Genomic DNA, 16,972 nt, shown 5'->3' on the forward strand with positions numbered 1-16,972 from the left:
GCCTGCCTCGTCTGGGGTCGAGACCGGATTGTATGCCGCGACCGGGGCGCGCCGGGAAGCCCCGGCCCCGGGGCCGTCGTGCCGGCCACGCACGGGCACAATTGAAAATGATTCGCATTTGATATCATGTGCAGTCCGCGCTCCCATTCAGACGCCTGCCCGCGATGTCCACCCCATCCCCGATCCCCGTCCGGTCACCGCGCGACCGGACGGCCGCGGTCGCCCGCCTGGACGTGCTGTGCCGCGTCCTGGTCGCCGTACCCGGCAACTACGCGGCCACCTCGCTGGTGGTGATCGCGATCGCGCGGCTGCTGCCCGGCGGCGCGCTGCCGGCCGCACTGACCGCCACGCTGCTGTCGTTCGCACTGTTCGCGGCCGGTGTGATGGCCACGTTCGCTGCGCGCGACGGCCTGCGGGCAGGGGCATGGCTGGCCGGCATCGCAGCGGCCGCCGGCGGCCTGGTCGCGCTGACCGGGGCGCCGGCATGAGCCGCGGCTTCCGCCAGTCGCAAGCGTGGCTGCACACCTGGAGCGGCCTGCTGGTGGGCTGGGCGCTCTACGCGATGTTCCTGACCGGCACCAGCGCCTACTGGCGCGAGGAGATCACCCGCTGGATGACGCCCGAGCTGGGGCCGCCGGTCGAGACGGCGACCTCGGCGCGCCAGGCACTGGCGTGGCTTGAGACCCATGCCCAGGGCGCCGACACGTGGACGGTGCAGTTGCCCGGGCCGCGCACCGCCGGCACGCAGGTGTCGTGGCGCATGCCGGGCCAGTCGTTCCGCGAGACGTTCGCGTCGCGCACCTGGATCGACGCCGACGGCCGCGCGGTCGCGGTGCGCGACACCCGCGGCGGCGACTTCTTCTACCGGCTGCATTTCGACATGCACTACATGCCGGTGGTGTGGGGCCGCTGGCTGGCAGGCATCTGCGCGATGTTCATGCTGGTGGCGATCGTCAGCGGCGTGGTCACGCACCGCAAGATTTTCGCCGACTTCTTCACGTTCCGCCGCGGCAAGGGCCAGCGCAGCTGGCTCGACGGCCACAACGCGCTGGCGGTGCTGGCGCTGCCGTTCCACCTGATGATCACCTACACCGGCCTGATCACCCTGATGGCGCTGTACATGCCGTTCGGCGTCGACGCCCGCTACGCCGACGAGCAGGCGTTCTACGCCGAGCTGTTCCCGCAGGCGCCGACCGTGGAGCGCAGCGGCACGCCGGCGCCGCTGGGCGACGTCGAGGCGATGCTCGCGCGCGCGTCGGCCGATTGGCGGACCGACCGCATCGGCACCCTGCGCATCGACCTGCCCGGCGATGCCGCCGCGCAGGTCGTGGCCTCGCGCAGCCCCGACACACGCATCGTCTACGACTTCGAGTCGATGGCGTTCTCTGGCACCAGCGGCGAACTCGTCTGGCGCACGCCACCGCGGGGCGCGGCCGCCGACACCCGCGGCGGCATGGTCGGGCTGCACGCGGCGCGCTTCGCGCCGATGACGATGCGCTGGCTGTTCTTTCTCTCGAGCCTGGCCGGCACGCTGATGGTCGCCAGCGGGCTGGTGCTGTGGACCGTCAAGCGGCGAGCGCAACTGCCCGACCCGGCACGCCCGCACGTCGGCTTCCGGCTGGTCGAATCGCTCAACATCGGCTTCGTCGCCGGCCTGCCGGCGGCGATGGCGGTGTTCCTGTGGGCCAACCGGCTGCTGCCAGCCGGCATGGCCGAGCGCGCGCAGTGGGAGATCCACCTGTTCTTCCTGTTCTGGCTGGCGTGCATGCTGCATGCGTGCGTGCGCCGGCCGGTCGCGGCCTGGCGCGAGCAACTGATGATCGGCGCACTGCTGTTCGCCGCGCTCCCGCTCTACAACGTGGTTGCAACGCGCCATGGGCTGTTCGCCAGCCTCGCCGCCGGCGACACGGCGATGGCGGCGATGGACATCGGCCTGCTGGTGCTGGGCGCTGCGTTGGGCTGGATGGCCTGGGCAGTCGATCGCCACGCGCGCCGCGCCCCCATGCGACGGCCACGGCGCGCGCGCGTCGCCGATGCGCAGGTGCCGGCATGAGCGTGGCACTGGTCGTGCTGGCCACCCTGTTGGCGACGGCCGGCTTCGCGGCGCTGGCGCTGGCGATGGACCGCCACCACGCCGCGGTCCTCGGTGGCGCGCCCGGTCCCGGTCGCCGACGCGCACTGCGCTGGGCGGGCGCACTCGCGCTGGCGCTGGCGGCCTGCCTGTGCGTGCGCGCCTGGGGCGCGGCGCAGGGCGCGGTGGGCCTGTGGGGCGTCGCGAGCGTTGCCGCCGCCGCGGTCGTGCTGTGGCTGCGCTGGCGCGAGCCGCAGCGCGCTGCGCAGCAGCGCGGCACGCCGTGATCGGCGCAATCGGGTAGCGGATGATCGGCGATCGGAAAAGCGGTCTTCGACCGCGAGGGGATCTGCCATGCATCGCCGGTCACCCATCGCGGCGCCTCACCCGATCACGCTCGTCAGGTCGTAGATCGGCACCAGCACCGCCAGAATCACGACCATCACCACCAGCGCGAGCAGCATCGTGATCGCGGGCACGAGCGCGGCGAGCATGCGGTCGAGCGACTGCCCGGTCTGCTGGTCGAAGGTGTCGGCGGTGCGCATCAGCATCGCGTCGAGCGCACCGGATTCCTCGCCGACCTGGACCATCTGGATCGCCAGCCGCGGGAAGCGTCCGCCACGCGCAAGGGCCGACGACAGCCCGACGCCGTTCTTCACTTCCGCCGCCGCAGCCTCCACATCGGCTGCAAGCGCGAGGTTGCCCAGCACGTTGCGGCCGATGCCCAGCGCCGTGATCAGCGGCACGCCGTTGCGCAGCAGCGTGCCGAGCGTCCGCGCCAGGCGCGCCGTCTCGATGCGCGCGGCCAGCGGCCCGACCAGCCGGCGCTCCAGCAGCCAGGCGTCGAAGCGCGCGCGGAACCGCGCGTCGCGCAGCTTGAGCACGAACGCGTAGACCGCCAGCACCGGCGCGAACAGCAGCACGATCCACCAGTCGCGCACGAAGCCGCCGACGCCGAGCACCAGGCGCGTGAATACCGGCAACTCGGCATCGAGGCTGTCGTACATCGCCGCGAACTGCGGCACGACGTAGCCGAGCAGGAACAGCAGCGACGCGCCGACCATGACGATCAGGATCGCCGGATAGATCAGCGCGTTGACCACGCGGCCGCGCAACGCACGCGCGCGCTCAAGGTAGTCGGCCAGTCGCTGCAGCGTGTCCTCGAGGCTGCCGCCCGCCTCGCCCGCGCGGACCATGTTCACGTAGAGGCGCGAGAACGTGCCGTGCTGGCGGTCGAGCGCCGTCGACAGCGACACCCCGCCGCGGACCGCGTCGCGCAGTTCGGTGATCGTGCGCTTGGCCTCCGGTTCCTCGGGCAGATCGAGCAGGATCGTCAGTGCGCGGTCGAGCGGCTGTCCGGCGTGCAGCAGCGTCGCCAGCTGCTGGGTGAACTGCACCAGCCGCTGGCCGGAGAACGGCCTGGGCTTGAACGCCGCCCGCCAGTCGCCGAGCCCGCGCGCCTCGCTCGCCGGCCGCGCCTCCACCGGCAGGTGCCCCTGTTCCTGCAGCCGCAGCGCGACCTCGGCCTCGCTGGACGCGTCCATCGTGCCGTCGAGCACTTCGCCGCGCGGATTGAGGGCCTTGTAGCGGTAAAGGGTCATTGCGTCGCGACGGGCGATGGACGTCGGGCGGTTCGCGGTGGGTGCGGCATCAGGCCTCCTCCGTCACCCGCAGCACTTCCTCGATCGTCGTCAGGCCGCGCAGGGCCTTGGCGATGCCGTCCTCGTACATCGTGCGCATGCCGGCGCGGCGCGCGAGGTCCTCGAGTTCGCCCATGCCGGCATGGCGCATCACTGCGCGCCGGATCTCGTCGTTCATGACCAGGAACTCGACAATCGTGGTGCGTCCCAGATAGCCGGTCGGCGCGGCGGCCGACGGGCCCGGACGGTAGAGATGGATCTCGCCCTCGGGCTGGTGCCGGCGCAGCTCGAAGCGCTCGATCTCCTCAGGGGACGCCGCATAGCGCACCGCGTGCACCGGCTCAAGCCGGCGTACCAGGCGCTGGGCCAGGATGCCGTTGACGGTCGAGGTCAGCAGGTAGTCCTCCACGCCCATGTCGAGCATGCGGGTGATGCCGCCGGCGGCGTTGTTGGTGTGCAGCGTGCTGAGCACCAGGTGGCCGGTCAGCGCGGACTGGATGGCGATGCGCGCGGTCTCCAGGTCGCGCATCTCGCCGATCATGATGATGTCCGGATCCTGGCGGACGATCGAGCGCAGCGCGTTGGCGAAGTCCAGGCCGATCTGCGGCTTGGCCTGGATCTGGTTGATGCCCTCGATCTGGTACTCCACCGGATCCTCGACGGTGATGATCTTCACGTCCGGCGTGTTGAGCTGCGACAGCGCCGTGTAGAGCGTGGTCGTCTTGCCCGAGCCGGTCGGCCCGGTCACCAGCAGGATCCCGTGCGGCTGGTCGAGCACCTTTTGGAACTGCGGCAGGAAATCGTCGGTGAAGCCCAGCCGCTGGAAGTCGAACACCACCGTCTCGCGGTCGAGCAGGCGCATCACCACGCTCTCGCCGTGCGCGGTCGGCACGCTGCTCACGCGCAGGTCGAGTTCCTTGCCCTGCACGCGCAGCATGATGCGCCCGTCCTGCGGCAGCCGGCGCTCGGCGATGTTGAGCCGGGCCATGATCTTGATGCGGCTGATGACCGCGGCGGTGAGGTTGACCGGCGGGCTCTCGCCGTCGATCAGCACGCCGTCGACCCGGTAGCGGACCTTGAGCCGGCTCTCGAACGGCTCGATGTGGATGTCGGACGCGCGCAATTCCACGGCGCGCTGGATCACCAGGTTCACCAGCCGGATCACCGGCGCCTCGGATGCCAGGTCGCGCAGGTGCTCGACGTCGTCGACGTCGCCGCCGCCCTCGCCGTCGGCCGATTCGACGATCGTGCCCATCGCACTGCGGCCCTGCCCGTACCAGCGCTCGATCGCGTCGTCGATCTCCGAGCGCAGGCCGACCGCCGGTGCCGGCTCGCGGCCGGTGGCCAGGCGCACGGCGTCGAGCGCGTAGGCATCAAAGGGATCGGACATCCACAGCCGCAGGCGGCCGCCGTCCTCGCCGATCGGCACGACGTGGAACTGGCGCAGGAAGCGCACCGACAGCGGCGTCGCGCCCTCGGCCGCCTCCGGCGGTTCCTCGGGCAGTTCGCGCGCGGCGAGCAGCGGCAGGCCGAACTCCGCGGCGCAGGCCTCGGCGTGGTCGCGTTCGGAGACCAGGCCCAGCCGGGCGAGCAGCGCGAGCAGGCTGCCGCCGGCCTCGGCATGCAGACGCTGCGCACGGGCGAGGTCGACGTCCTTGAGCCGGCCGTTGCCGCGCAACCGCGCGATCACGCGCAGCTCCGGCGCGGTGGACGACGCCTCGACTCCTTCCAGCACGGCATTCACCAGACGCGACCCCAGCGGCGACGGACCGCGCCGACTGTAGCAGTTCGCCCCCGGCGGGGCTCAGCGCGGCGCGTCGTCCTGCGCCGGACGCCGGTGCAGGTCGGTCGGCGGCGGATCCTCGCCGGCGTCCTGCGCCGCGTGCGGCCGACGCTCGCCGGTGGCGGGCGTGGGCACGTAGTAACCCACGCGCTCGAAGAACCGGCGGTAGAAGCCGGCGTCCTGCACGGTGCTGCTGGCCACGCGCACCAGCGAATCCTCGCGGCTGCCGATCGGCACCGACAGCGAGCCCAGCGCACCGACGCCCAGGCTGGCCGAGTTGGAGCTCTTGCGCAGCACGTAGCGGTCGAGCAGCGCGCTGACGAACAGCAGCGTGCGGTCGGCGCCGCGCGGCACGCACGACACGCGCACCGACAGCTGCGTGTGCACCTCGTCCTCGGGCTGGAAGTTCTTGGTCGCCTCGACCGCGTCGTCGCCGGCCCTGCCGACCGCGTAGCCCTGGCCCAGCAACGCCAGCCGCGCTGCGCTGCAGGCCTGGGCCGGTGCGAGCGCGTAGGTGCGCGAATAGGTGTCGTCGGCGTCGAACGACTCGCCCATGAACGGCGCGTCCTCGCGCGCGTTGCGCCCGCAACCCGCGAGCAGCGCGAGGGCCAGCGGCAGCGACACGAGGACGGACAACGAACGGACGCGGACCATTGCGGGCACTACCGGGCGGACGACCGGCGGATGATAGCGGCGGCCGCTCCCCGCGCTCCTCGATGCCGCCTGCCCGGTTCATCGTCCAGCAGGCCGCCAGGCTTGGCCCGCCCAGGTGCGGGATCTGGCGTCGCCGGTACCTTCCCGGGTCAGTGCAGCGCCGGCGCCGGATCGTTGCGCGAGCGGCGCTCGGCCTCGAGCCAGTCCAGGTGCGCGGCGAGCGTGCGGCCCGCGGCCTGCGCCTCGGCGCACGCAGCCGCGTCGAGCACCTTGGAGACCGACAGCCGCGTGCGCACGCCGGCGCGGCCCTGCACCGCGGCGGTGTGGCGCAGCATCGCCAGCAGCATCGCGGCGCTGGGCGTGCTCGCCACCGGGCGCCCACCCAGCACCATCGTCCATTCGCCGTCCTCCAGCGTCGCGCCGGCCAGTACGCGGCCGCTGCCGTCGCGCAACTGCGCGTGGATCGGTGCGCCCTGCGCCTGGCGGGCGGCCTTCGCCGCCGGGGAACGACGCGAACCGGGACTGTTGGACATGGCGATCGGTGCGGGAAACCAGGCTCGACAGTATCCCAGATGCGCCGGCCGCTGACCGGTCCGTCACGGCGCCGCTGCTGCAATGACCCGTCCTCCTTCAGGAAGGCCCGCCATGTCCCGGATCCCGACCGTGCCGGCATCGCCGGCCCGCGCCCTGCGCGCCGCGCCCGTCCTCGCCGTACTGGCGCTCGCGCTGGCCGGCTGCATGAGCAGCGACGATCCCCCGACCGAGAACCCGGCGCAGGTGCAGGCGGGCGCAGACCGCGCCGACGGCGCCGCGACGGGCACCGGCCCGGACCCGTACCTGCCCGCGCCCGAATCCGCCGCGCTGCCCGTCGTCGAGATCGCGCCCGCGGTCGGCTGGCCGGTCGACGCCATGCCGGTGCCGGGCGACGGCTTCTCGGTCACGGCCTTCGCGCGCGACCTCGACCATCCGCGCCAGGTGCTGGTGCTGCCCAATGGCGACGTGCTGGTCGCCGAGGCCAACAAGCCCGAGACCGAGACCACGCCGGGCCCCAAGCAGCTGGCCATGGGCGCGGTCCAGAAGCGCGCCGGCGCCGGCGTGGCCAGCGCCGACCGCATCACCCTGCTGCGCGACACCGACGGCGACGGGGTGGCCGACGAGCGTCACGCGTTCCTGACCGGGCTCACCTCGCCCTACGGCATGGCGCTGGTCGGCGACACGCTCTACGTCGCCAACGCCGACGCGCTGGTCAAGGTGCCCTACGCCAGCGGCGCGACCTCGATTTCCACCACGCCCGAGCGCGTCGCCGAACTGCCGGCCGGCCGCAACCACCACTGGACCAAGTCGCTGGTCGCCGCGCGCGACGGCGGCAAGCTGTACGTGGGCGTGGGATCGAACAGCAACATCGCCGAGAACGGCATGGAGGAGGAGGTCAACCGGGCCGCAGTGCTGGAAGTGGACGCGGCCGGTGGCGCGGTGCGCGAGTACGCGGGCGGCCTGCGCAACCCGACCGCACTCGCGCTGCACCCGTCGAACGGCCAGTTGTGGGCGGTGGTCAACGAGCGCGACGAGATCGGCAACGACCTGCCGCCCGACTACCTCACCTCGGTGCGCGAGGGCGGCTTCTACGGCTGGCCCTACGCCTACTGGGGCCGGAACGTGGATGCCCGCGTGCAGCCGCAGAAGCCCGAGCTGGTCGCGCGGTCGATCACGCCCGACTACGCGCTCGGCGCGCACGTCGCGCCGCTGGGGCTGGCGTTCTACACCGGCGACGCACTGGATGCGCGCTACCGCGACGGTGCGTTCATCGGTCTGCACGGCTCGTGGAACCGCAAGCCCAAGATCGGCTACTCGGTCGTGTTCGTGCCGTTCTCCGGCGGCAAGCCGTCCGGACCGATCGAGACCGTGCTGGGTGGCTTCGTCGACGACGAGGGCGATGCGCAGGGCCGGCCGGTGGGCGTGGCGATCGACGCGCGCGGCGGCGTGCTGGTGGCGGACGACGTCGGCAATGCGGTCTGGCGGCTGACGCCGGCCGGTGCGCGCTGACGCATGGCGGCGACCACCGGCCGCGACGCCGGCACCGCGGCGTCCCCCGCCTTCCCGACGCCGGGCCGCATCGGCACGATCGACCTGGCGCGCGGCTTCGCGGTCTGCCTGATGATCCTCAGCCACGGGACCAACGGCCTGATGCCGTTCGACGACTTCCCGCCGTGGGGCCAGGTGCCGGTCCATGCGATCACCAAGTTCTCCTCGTCGCTGTTCGTGATCGTGTTCGGCGTCGCGCTGGCGGTCGCGTTCGTACCCAGGACCGGCGCGCCGGACTGGCCGCGCCGCCGCAACCGGCTGCTGTGGCGGGGCCTGGTGGTGCTGTTCTGGTACAAGGTGCTGACCGTGGTGGAGATGGCCGGCCGTTACGACCGCGAGACCATCGTCGACACGCTGCTGTACCGGAACTTCCCGTCGTTCGTCGAGATCCTGGGGTTCTACGCGATCGCGCTGCTGTGGATGCCGTGGCTACTGCCGCTGTGGGCGCGCACGCCGGCCTGGCTGCGCTGGCTCAGTCCGCTGGCGGTCGCGTTCGCGTCGTGGTGGCTGCTGCACCACTTTGATTTCTGGGGCGTGCCGCAGTTGCAGGCGCTCGTCGTCGAGCATCCCGACTACTACACCTGGGGCCAGCTCGCGCGTGGACCGCTGGTGCTGCTCGGCCTGCTGATCGGCGGGTTGCTGCTGCGTTGGTACGGCGATGCGCGCACGCGGCTGGCGCTGGCCTGCGCGCTGGCGCTGTGCGGCGCGGCGCTGCTGGGCGTATTTGCACTGCGCGCGGGCGAGCTGCGACCGCTGCTTGTCGAGATCGCGCGCAATACCGGCAAGCACCCGCCCGAACTGATGTTCATGCTCTTCAGCGTCGGCGGCGCGCTCGCGCTGCTCGCCCTGGCGGTTGCGGGCGGGGAACGGCTTGCGGCCTGGCTGCGGCCGGTGGCGGTCGTCGGCAGCGACGCGCTGATGGCGTTCATCGTGCACATCGCGGTGATCTTCCTGCTGTTCCGCCAGGTGCTGGGCTGGTACCAGGCGGTCTCGTACACGCAGGCGCTGGCGCTGACGGCGGGCCTGATCCTGGCGACCGCCGGGTGGATCTGGCTGTGGGCGCGCCTGAGGACGGCGGTTCGCCCGCCGCCGGACCGGCGTCGATGATGGCCGCCCGGCGCGCCCTGCGGCCGCGCGGCGAGGCCCCGCCGCGATGGGGCGCGATGCTGCGCCGGAACCTCGTGACCGTCGCCGGCGTCGCGATCGCGGGCCTCTTCGCGGCGACCGCTGCCGCGCAGCCCGCGTCACCGCGCCCGAAGATGGTCGCGGACGCGGCATTACAGGGGCCGCCGGCGTGGGCCGCCGCGCTCGACCGGCGCCTGCGCGCGGTGGATGCGCGCCTGTCCGGCGAGATCGGCGTCTACGTGCAGCGTCTGGACGACGATGCGACCTGGGGCCTGCGCGCGGACGAGTCCTGGTACCTCGCGTCCGGCGTCAAGGTGCCGATCGCGATCGCGGTGCTGCGCGAGATCGAGCAGGGCTGGTTGACCCTCGACACGCAGGTCGCCCTGCGCGACGACGACTTCGTCGACGGCGCCGGCGGCACCAACGCGCATCGCGCCGGCGCCCGGTTGCCCATCGCCTACCTGCTCGAGGAGATGATCGTCCACAGCGACAACACCGCCAGCGACGTGCTGATCCGCACCGTCGGCCTCGGCCAGGTCAATGCGGTTGCCGCCGAGCTGATCGCCGCGCAGGGCGTGCGGATCACCACGCTGTCCGACGTGCGACGACGCGCCTACGGCATGCTCCATCCCGCGGCGGCGGGTCTGTCGTCGCAGGATTTGCTGGCGCTGCAGCGCGCCGGCCCCGGACAGGCGCGCGTGCGCAGGCTCGCGGACCTGCTCGACGTGCCGGCGTCGGATTTCCTGCTGCCCGATCTCGACAGCGCGTTCGAGTCCTACTACGCGACCCACGTCAACAGCGCGACGCTGCGCGACTACGGCCGCATGCTCGCCGCGCTGCAGCGCGGCCAGGCCCTCGACCCGGCAGGCACCCGCCAGCTGCTCGGCCTGATGGCGCGCGTGCAGACCGGCACCCGGCGGATCCGCGCCGGCCTGCCGCCCGGCACGCGGTTCGCACACAAGACCGGCACCCAGTACCGGCGCCTGTGCGATTCGGGCATCGCGACACTGCCCGGCGCGCCCGCCCACCCCGCAATCGACGTCGTGATCGTCGCCTGCGTCCGCGGTGCGGATACCCAGGCCGGCGAGCGCGCGCTGCGCGAAATCGGTGCGGCCGTCGCCGCAGCCAAGATCCCGAGCGCGGCAGCGCCCCCACCAGAGGTGCATCGATGATCCGAGCCCGCCGCCTGTCGCTCGCGCTGTCCGCGCTGCTGCTCGCCGCCTGTCGCGCCGGCGAAGCGCCTGCGCCTTCCGATCCCGCCCAGGCCGCCGCGGCCGCCGAGGCGCGCGGTACGCAGGCCGCGTGGATCGCACCGCTCGACGCGGCGGTGTCCCGCATCGACGACGCGATGCCTGGCGACTTCGGCGTCTACGTGCGCCGCTACGGCGACGCGCCCGGCACGCTCGACCGCGGCGACGCCCGCCCTTGGTACCTGTCCTCGACGATCAAGATCCCGGTCGCGATCGCCGTGCTCGAAGCCGTCGACGCCGGCACGCTGTCGCTCGACGACACGCTGACACTCGCCCGCACCGACTACGTCGACGGCGCCGGCGACCTGCTGCAGCACGATCCGGGCGCGCGCCTGAGCATCGGCACGCTGGTCGAGAAGTCGCTTCGCGACAGCGACAGCACCGCGACCGACATGCTGATCCGCCGCATCGGCGAAGCCCACCTCAACGCACGCATCCATGCCTGGACCGGCGGCGGCTTCGGCCCGGTGACGACGATCCTGCAGGTGCGCTACGACGCCTACGGCCCGCTCCATCCTGGCGTCGCCGACCTCGACAACGTGGCGATCGTGCGCCTGCGCAATGCCGAGGCCGGCGAGCCCCGGCTGCAGGCGCTCGCGCGCGAGTTGGGCGTGCCGCGCAGCGCGCTGAAGGCCGATACCTTCGATGCGGTGTTCGCCGACTACTACCGCGGCGAGCGCAACCAGGCGACGTTGCCGGCATTCGCGACGCTGCTCGAACGGCTGATCGCCGGCGAACTGCTGTCGCCGGAGAGCACCGCGCTGATGCTCGGGCACATGCGCGCCATCGGCACCGGCGACCGTCGCCTGTCGGCGGGCCTGCCGCCCGGGACCGACTTCGCGCAGAAGACCGGCACCCAGGTCCGCCGCGCCTGCAACGTCGGCGTGATCGACCCCGAGGCCGCCCGCGACGGCGCGACGATCGTGCTGGCCTGCGCCGAGGACTTCGACGCGCTGACGCAGGCCGAGCAGGCTTTCCAGACACTGGGCCGCGCGCTGGGCGAGACCGTGCTGCAGCCCATGCACTGAACGCGCGGCGCAGCGCTTCGCCGTATCCCTCGATCCGCCGTCGCCCTCAAGCCGGCCGCCGGCACGCGCCTTGTCCCAGATCAAGGCGCCGCCGGCCCGCCACCGGCACGCTGGCCGGGCATTCCAGACAGAGACCTCCGATGAAATCCCCGATCGCCGCCGTCGTGGCGCTGGCCTGCGCCGCGAGCGGCGGCGCGCTGGCCCACGGCGCCCACGGCTTCGCCTTCGGGCAGCCCGCCCCGGCCGCCAAGGCGCGGCGCACCGTCGAGATCGACATGGACGAGATGCGGTTCGCCCCCGACACCCTGGCGGTCGAAGACGGCCAGACGGTCCGTTTCGTCGTGCGCAACCGCGGCCGGTTGTTGCACGAATTCAATCTCGGCGATGCCGCCCTGCACGCCGCCCATCGCCAGGAGATGCTCGACATGCTGCAGGCTGGCACCATCACCGGGACCGCGATCGCATCGCACGGCGCCCACGACGATCCCAACAGCGTCCTGGTCGCGCCCGGCCGCACCGGCGAGCTCGTCTGGCGGTTCACCGGTCCCGGCGAGCTGGAAATCGCCTGCAATCTTCCCGGGCATGCCGAAGCCGGCATGGTCGGCCGGCTGCGCATCGACTGACGACGAGCGCGAGACTCCGGAGTGAGCGGCGCCGAACCACCAGCCCTTCGATCGCGACGCCCGATTCCGAGCATCGCCACCGGCCCACACCATCTCCCCCGCCTACCGGCCCGCCGCCGCACCGTGTCCAGCGCCTGCCGAATGCCGCGACCACCAAGCGGAGTTCGGGCCGCAGATGGGCGCGGTACCTGACAGGCGTCCGCGCCATGCCGCTCGATCGCGACACCCGATCCGGCGATGGGCGGTGGGAGAGGGCCGCATCCGCCCGGCGGTCGACTTTTCGGGCCAGCACGTGGCCCAGGGCGACGTCATGCACGGCCCGCCCCGGGGCGGGCGCGTGCGCGGTGGCGTGCCAATAGCCGGATCAGGCCTTCAACAGACGCGTCAGGTAGTGCGCCACGTCGACGGTTTCAATTCCATGCCGGGCATTGAAGGTGCCGGCCTTGTCCCACCACATGCCGTCCCCCAACGCAAAGGCGGCGCGATAGCGCGTCATGACGTCACCGGGCGACTGCGCCAGATCGGCGCGCAGTTTGTCCAGCGTCCACAGCGTCTTGTCGAAGGTCCGGCCGGTGATCCGCTCGATGACCTCGGCCAATTTTCCGTAGGAAATCGTGTCGCCGGCCACGAACACCACTTCGTTGGCGATGCGCGGTTCGGTCAGCAGGATCTCCGTGGTGAGCCTGCCGATGTCTTCTGGCGTGGTCACCGTGACCTTGGTGTCCCAGGTGCCCAGTCCATGGATCGTCCCAGCCTCCAGATTCACCACGTCGAACGCCGGTTCGAACAGGAAGCTGGTGAACATGCCGGTGGAGACAATCACCCACTCGGTCTGCTGCTGGGCACGCAGCAGCTGGCGTACCTGGTATTGCTCGTCGAACACCGGCTGGCCGCTGCCCTGCCCGACCACGTCGTAATCGACGCCGAACTGCCAGGGGAAATAGCGCTCGACGCGGGCATCCAATGCGGCGCGGGTGATCTTGAGTTGGGTGCCGGGACCAGCCACGAAGCCGGTGCAGTTGATCACCGTGCGATAGCGCGCGAACAAGGCCTGCAGGGCGGCGGGATCGCCCGCCAGGTCGAAGCCCACGACCTCCACGCCCAACTCCCGCAGGACGCCAAGATTCTCGAGGTCGCCGGGCATGGCGCTGGCGAGGGTGTGCGGCGAGACGACAACCGTGACCGACCGGCGGCGCTCGGCCATGCGCGGAGCAAGTGCGCGCAGCACCGCCATACCGAGCTGGCCGGCTCCGAGAACCAGCACGCCGGGACAACCGGCTTCATCGTCAGACTTTGTCATAATTGCTTCACTCTGAATAATTCGTGATTTCGCCTTGACGGACCTGCCGACCAGAAAGCCGGATCAGTGACCCTTCATCGCCCTCTCCAGCAGGATTCATGTCGAAGCCCCTGCATCGTAGGTTTTCAGCGGCACATGAAAAATCGGAAGAAACAGCTTTTAATATTTGAATAAATGCAACAATCCGCCATCGCGCTCGACAGTGGTCACAGGCGTCGACGCTGCGCTCCCACCTCATCGTCCCTCCCAGGAGATCCCGCCCCCCTTGGACAAGCTGCAAGCCATGGAGACCTTCGTGCGCGTGATCGAGGCCGGCAGCTTCCGGCAGGCCGCCGACACGCTGAACGTGCTTCCCTCGACCGTCACGCGCAACATCAAGGAACTGGAGTCACACCTGGGAGCGCGGCTGCTCAACCGCACCACGCGCGCCGTCAGCGCCACCGACGCCGGCCTGCGCTTCTACGACAGCTGCAAAGCGATCCTGCGCGAGTTGCAGGAAGCCGAGGCTCAAGCGTCCCAGCGTACCGAAGCGTTGCGCGGCACGATCAGGATCGGCACCACCTCGTCGCTGGCCAGGCACTGCCTCATCGCAGCCTTGCCGGCATTCATGCGCCGCCATCCCCAAATTGAACTGGAGCTGCACCTCTCCGACACCATGGTCGACGTCGTTCGGCAGGGCCTGGACTGCGTCATCCGCACCGGCGCCCCGCGCAGTTCGCAACTGGTGGCCCGGCGCATCGGCCGCTTCCACTGGATCGTCTGCGGCGCCCCGGACTACCTGGCGCAACATGGCGCGCCCCGCAGCGTGCAGGCGTTGCAACAGCACGTCGCCGTGGGCTATCTCGGCGGCCACGCCGGACGCTTTGCCCACTGGCAATTTCAGGGGGCCGCGCAGACGACCAACATAGGCATGAAGGAAAGCGTTCGCGTCAACGACACCGATGCCTATGTGGATGCCGGCATCGCCGGCCTGGGCCTGATCCGCGTCGCGAGCTACATGGTGCGCGAACATTTGGCCGCAGGACGGCTGATCCGCGTACTGGAAGACGCGCACGCCGAGCCGGAACCGATTTCAGTGCTTTATCCGCACAGCCGGCACCTGTCTCCAGCAGTGCGCGCCTTCGTGGACTGGAGCGGCGAGGTGGTGGCACGGGCTTCGAGCAAATGGTGATGCGGGCGGCACCGGCCAGTGAAGGCTGCGCGCATTGGCGCCATGAGTGGCACGCAAGCGGCTGACCGCCGCGGGGCTTGACGTCGTCCAGAGAATTGCGGCACCCGGGCCCTCCTGAAACAAAGAAGCCCGCGGAATCCGCGGGCTCGAAAGACGCCTGCATCGCCGCACCCGCGTCCTTGCGGGTGCGGCGGCAACGTCACGCCGGCGGCGTGAACTTCGCCTGCAGCGACACGTTGCTGTACGCCCGCGTGCCTGCCAGCTTGATGTAGTAAACGCCCGCCGCCGGCCGGTTGATCCGGACGGTCTCGCTGTTGCCCGGACGCGCGGAGTTCCAGGTCCCCGTTTGCGCCGGCGCCTCGTCCAGGCTGACATGCAACGACACGTCGCCACTGCCCCCACTGGTGGTGATCGTCAGCGCACCGGTCACTCCGGCCGGCACCTCGATCGAGTACAGCGTCTCGCCGCCCGCCGCGCCCGACAGCGCCCGGACCGGCACCCCGTTGACGACCGGCGTCGCGTCCGGCGCGCATTCCTCGACGTCCGGATCGCACGGCGGCTCGATCGCCTTGAGCACCGCCGCCCCGGCGTTGACGATGCCCGGGCCGATCGGCTGGCTGGTCGACGGCGCGACCGTGAACGGCGTGACCGTGCGCGTGAGCACGTCGAGCACCTCCTCCGGATCGAGCAGCGGCAGGTCGGCCGCCAGGCGTGCGCTCTGCATCAGCGCGACTACACCTGCGACATGCGGCGACGCCTGCGAGGTGCCCGCCGTGCCGTAGGTCGGCGCCCCGGTGATGCTCGCCAGCGGCGTCGGCGTCGTCGTGCTCGGGTTCTTCGCCTGCCACACGAAACCGTCGTCGATCTGCGAGCCCGAGTTGCCGTCGTTCGCGTAGACGCCGCCGCCCGGTGCCGAGATGTCGATGCCGGTGCCGTAGTTCGAGTAGTACGCCCGGCGGCTGGTGACGCCGTTGGACGCCACCGCGATCGCACCCGGGCAGTTGGCCGGCGAGAAGTTCGCGACGTCTGCATTGCTGTTGCCGGCCGCGATCACCACCGTCGCACCGAGCGCGTTCGCCTGCGCGATCGCGTCGGCCTCGGCCGCCGAGCACGCCCCGCTGCCGCCCAGGCTCAGGTTGATCACCTGCGCCGGATTCGCGTTCGCCGGGACGCCGTCGACGTCACCGCCTGCCGCCCAGATGATCGCGTCGACGATGTCCGAGTCGTAGCCGCCGCAATGGCCGAGCACGCGCACCGGCAGGATCTTCGCGCCGTATGCGACGCCGCTGACCGCGATGCCGTTGTCGGTGCGCTGCGCACCGGCGGTGCCGGCGACGTGCGTGCCGTGCCAGCTGCTGTTGCGCTGCTGGCAGGTCTCCGCGCCGGGATAGCCGATCGTCCAGTCGCCCAGGTCCCAGCCGCCGGCGACGCGGTCGTCGCTGTCGCGGCCGGACACGAACGCATCGGAGATGAAGTCGTAGCCGGCGTCGCCGAGCGAGCTGTCGATGTCCGGATGCTCGGTGATGCCGGTGTCGAGCACCGCGATCGTGATGCCCTCGCCATCGGTGAGGTCCCACGCCGCCGGCGCATCGATGCCGCCGCGGTTCGGGCCGCCATCGGTGGTGGCGCCGCCATCGGGCGCGAGCAGGTGCCACTGCCATTCCAGGCCGGGATCGTTGGGCACGTAGGCCGGCTGCACCGGCGCGGCGGCGATCTGGCGCAGCCGGTCGGGCGCGACCGACTTGACGTTCGGATCGGCGGCGATCTGCCGCATCAGCGCCTCGGCTGCGACGCGGTCCACGCCCTGCGCCAGGCGCAGCACCTGGTGGCCGGTCGCCAGCGTGCGCAGGTACTGCACGTTGTTCGCCTTGCCGGCCCCGCGCACCACGCCCGAGCGGGCGAGCGCGCTGCGGACGCCGGCCACGGCCGCCTGCTGGTCCTGCCGCTCGCGCGCACCGTCGCGGTACTCGACGATGAAGCGCCGGATCGGCGTCGCGTCCGACTGCAGCAACGGCGTTTCGGTCGCCACCTTGTCGGCCGGGCGCGGAGCCTTGCCGGCATGGACGGCACCGGCGGCGAGCGCCGCGCCGACCGCGACGGCCAGCGTGCAGGGGATGATGCTCTTCTTCATTTCGGACCCTCGTTGGAGAATTGGACCTCGGAAGCGTCGTCCCGCCGGCGTGGAGGCCGACGCGACGACGGATGTCGTACGGACGTCGCCGGGTCGCCCCGACGGCGTCGAACC

At 71.5% G+C, this 16,972-nt stretch carries 15 protein-coding genes; 9 read left to right on the forward strand and 6 right to left on the reverse strand.

The window, feature by feature from the left end; genetic code table 11:
• The first annotated feature begins 164 nt into the window (after positions 1–164).
• From WQ56_RS02220 to WQ56_RS02230, 3 genes are read left to right on the forward strand one after another with little or no spacing between them, the layout of a single operon-like run.
• Positions 165–488, forward strand: a complete 324-nt coding sequence (locus WQ56_RS02220; protein ID WP_047135442.1) for a hypothetical protein — start codon at positions 165–167, stop codon at positions 486–488.
• Complete coding sequence (locus tag WQ56_RS02225; RefSeq protein WP_047135443.1) at positions 485–2,053, forward strand: PepSY-associated TM helix domain-containing protein; 1,569 nt, start codon at positions 485–487, stop codon at positions 2,051–2,053. The genes WQ56_RS02220 and WQ56_RS02225 overlap by 4 nt, the downstream gene beginning before the upstream one ends.
• Positions 2,050–2,358: a DUF3325 domain-containing protein gene (locus tag WQ56_RS02230; RefSeq protein ID WP_047135444.1), complete on the forward strand. Its 309-nt coding sequence runs from the start codon at positions 2,050–2,052 to the stop codon at positions 2,356–2,358. Before WQ56_RS02225 ends, WQ56_RS02230 begins: the two co-directional genes overlap by 4 nt.
• A 96-nt stretch (positions 2,359–2,454) precedes the next feature.
• On the opposite strand, the gene WQ56_RS02235 is transcribed toward WQ56_RS02230, so the two are convergent.
• The 4 genes from WQ56_RS02235 to WQ56_RS02250 form a co-directional block, all read right to left on the reverse strand.
• The gene (locus WQ56_RS02235; RefSeq protein WP_047135445.1) at positions 2,455–3,672 is read right to left on the reverse strand and encodes a type II secretion system F family protein; all 1,218 of its coding nucleotides are present in this window, start codon (positions 3,670–3,672) and stop codon (positions 2,455–2,457) included.
• Positions 3,673–3,721: 49 nt separating this feature from the next.
• Complete coding sequence (gspE, locus tag WQ56_RS02240) at positions 3,722–5,455, reverse strand: type II secretion system ATPase GspE (RefSeq protein WP_047135446.1); 1,734 nt, start codon at positions 5,453–5,455, stop codon at positions 3,722–3,724.
• A gap of 60 nt (positions 5,456–5,515) precedes the next feature.
• On the reverse strand, positions 5,516–6,130 hold the full coding sequence (locus WQ56_RS02245; RefSeq protein ID WP_197076407.1) for a DUF2242 domain-containing protein: 615 nt from the start codon (positions 6,128–6,130) through the stop codon (positions 5,516–5,518).
• A gap of 167 nt (positions 6,131–6,297) precedes the next feature.
• Entirely contained in the window at positions 6,298–6,681 is a 384-nt protein-coding gene (locus tag WQ56_RS02250; protein WP_047135447.1) for a hypothetical protein, read from the reverse strand.
• Positions 6,682–6,793: 112 nt separating this feature from the next.
• Here WQ56_RS02250 and WQ56_RS02255 point away from each other — a divergent pair, with 112 nt between their 5' ends.
• From WQ56_RS02255 to WQ56_RS02275, 5 genes are all read left to right on the forward strand, one after another.
• The gene (locus tag WQ56_RS02255; protein WP_231583326.1) at positions 6,794–8,191 is read left to right on the forward strand and encodes a sorbosone dehydrogenase family protein; all 1,398 of its coding nucleotides are present in this window, start codon (positions 6,794–6,796) and stop codon (positions 8,189–8,191) included.
• A gap of 3 nt (positions 8,192–8,194) precedes the next feature.
• Entirely contained in the window at positions 8,195–9,337 is a 1,143-nt protein-coding gene (locus tag WQ56_RS02260) for an acyltransferase family protein (RefSeq protein ID WP_047135448.1), read from the forward strand.
• On the forward strand, positions 9,334–10,527 hold the full coding sequence (locus WQ56_RS02265) for a serine hydrolase (RefSeq protein WP_231583327.1): 1,194 nt from the start codon (positions 9,334–9,336) through the stop codon (positions 10,525–10,527). Before WQ56_RS02260 ends, WQ56_RS02265 begins: the two co-directional genes overlap by 4 nt.
• Complete coding sequence (locus tag WQ56_RS02270; protein WP_047135449.1) at positions 10,524–11,633, forward strand: serine hydrolase; 1,110 nt, start codon at positions 10,524–10,526, stop codon at positions 11,631–11,633. The genes WQ56_RS02265 and WQ56_RS02270 overlap by 4 nt, the downstream gene beginning before the upstream one ends.
• A 140-nt stretch (positions 11,634–11,773) precedes the next feature.
• Complete coding sequence (locus tag WQ56_RS02275) at positions 11,774–12,256, forward strand: cupredoxin family protein (protein WP_047135450.1); 483 nt, start codon at positions 11,774–11,776, stop codon at positions 12,254–12,256.
• A gap of 364 nt (positions 12,257–12,620) precedes the next feature.
• Here the strand turns inward: WQ56_RS02275 and WQ56_RS02280 are convergent, their stop codons facing one another.
• Positions 12,621–13,556, reverse strand: coding sequence for an aromatic alcohol reductase (locus WQ56_RS02280; protein ID WP_047135451.1), 936 nt, complete (start codon positions 13,554–13,556; stop codon positions 12,621–12,623).
• A 265-nt stretch (positions 13,557–13,821) separates the two neighbouring features.
• Here WQ56_RS02280 and WQ56_RS02285 point away from each other — a divergent pair, with 265 nt between their 5' ends.
• Positions 13,822–14,727, forward strand: a complete 906-nt coding sequence (locus tag WQ56_RS02285; protein ID WP_047135452.1) for a LysR substrate-binding domain-containing protein — start codon at positions 13,822–13,824, stop codon at positions 14,725–14,727.
• A 199-nt stretch (positions 14,728–14,926) separates the two neighbouring features.
• On the opposite strand, the gene WQ56_RS02290 is transcribed toward WQ56_RS02285, so the two are convergent.
• A complete protein-coding gene (locus WQ56_RS02290; protein ID WP_047135453.1) occupies positions 14,927–16,858 on the reverse strand; it encodes a S8 family peptidase in 1,932 nt (643 codons plus the stop codon).
• Between the last annotated feature and the right edge of the window lie 114 nt (positions 16,859–16,972).

Origin of the sequence: Luteimonas sp. FCS-9, from assembly GCF_001014645.1 — a bacterium.
Taxonomy (GTDB): domain Bacteria; phylum Pseudomonadota; class Gammaproteobacteria; order Xanthomonadales; family Xanthomonadaceae; genus Luteimonas.

What these genes read in the sequence shown, in the direction of transcription:
- WQ56_RS02220 (WP_047135442.1), top strand. Translation starts at nt 165, where the DNA reads ATGTCCACCCCATCCCCGATCCCCGTCCGGTCACCGCGCGACCGGACG.
- WQ56_RS02230 (WP_047135444.1), top strand. Translation starts at nt 2,050, where the DNA reads ATGAGCGTGGCACTGGTCGTGCTGGCCACCCTGTTGGCGACGGCCGGC.
- WQ56_RS02225 (WP_047135443.1), top strand. Translation starts at nt 485, where the DNA reads ATGAGCCGCGGCTTCCGCCAGTCGCAAGCGTGGCTGCACACCTGGAGC.
- WQ56_RS02290 (WP_047135453.1), bottom strand. Translation starts at nt 16,858, where the DNA reads ATGAAGAAGAGCATCATCCCCTGCACGCTGGCCGTCGCGGTCGGCGCG.
- WQ56_RS02275 (WP_047135450.1), top strand. Translation starts at nt 11,774, where the DNA reads ATGAAATCCCCGATCGCCGCCGTCGTGGCGCTGGCCTGCGCCGCGAGC.
- WQ56_RS02260 (WP_047135448.1), top strand. Translation starts at nt 8,195, where the DNA reads ATGGCGGCGACCACCGGCCGCGACGCCGGCACCGCGGCGTCCCCCGCC.
- WQ56_RS02265 (WP_231583327.1), top strand. Translation starts at nt 9,334, where the DNA reads ATGATGGCCGCCCGGCGCGCCCTGCGGCCGCGCGGCGAGGCCCCGCCG.
- WQ56_RS02250 (WP_047135447.1), bottom strand. Translation starts at nt 6,681, where the DNA reads ATGTCCAACAGTCCCGGTTCGCGTCGTTCCCCGGCGGCGAAGGCCGCC.
- WQ56_RS02255 (WP_231583326.1), top strand. Translation starts at nt 6,794, where the DNA reads ATGTCCCGGATCCCGACCGTGCCGGCATCGCCGGCCCGCGCCCTGCGC.
- WQ56_RS02270 (WP_047135449.1), top strand. Translation starts at nt 10,524, where the DNA reads ATGATCCGAGCCCGCCGCCTGTCGCTCGCGCTGTCCGCGCTGCTGCTC.
- WQ56_RS02280 (WP_047135451.1), bottom strand. Translation starts at nt 13,556, where the DNA reads ATGACAAAGTCTGACGATGAAGCCGGTTGTCCCGGCGTGCTGGTTCTC.
- WQ56_RS02235 (WP_047135445.1), bottom strand. Translation starts at nt 3,672, where the DNA reads ATGACCCTTTACCGCTACAAGGCCCTCAATCCGCGCGGCGAAGTGCTC.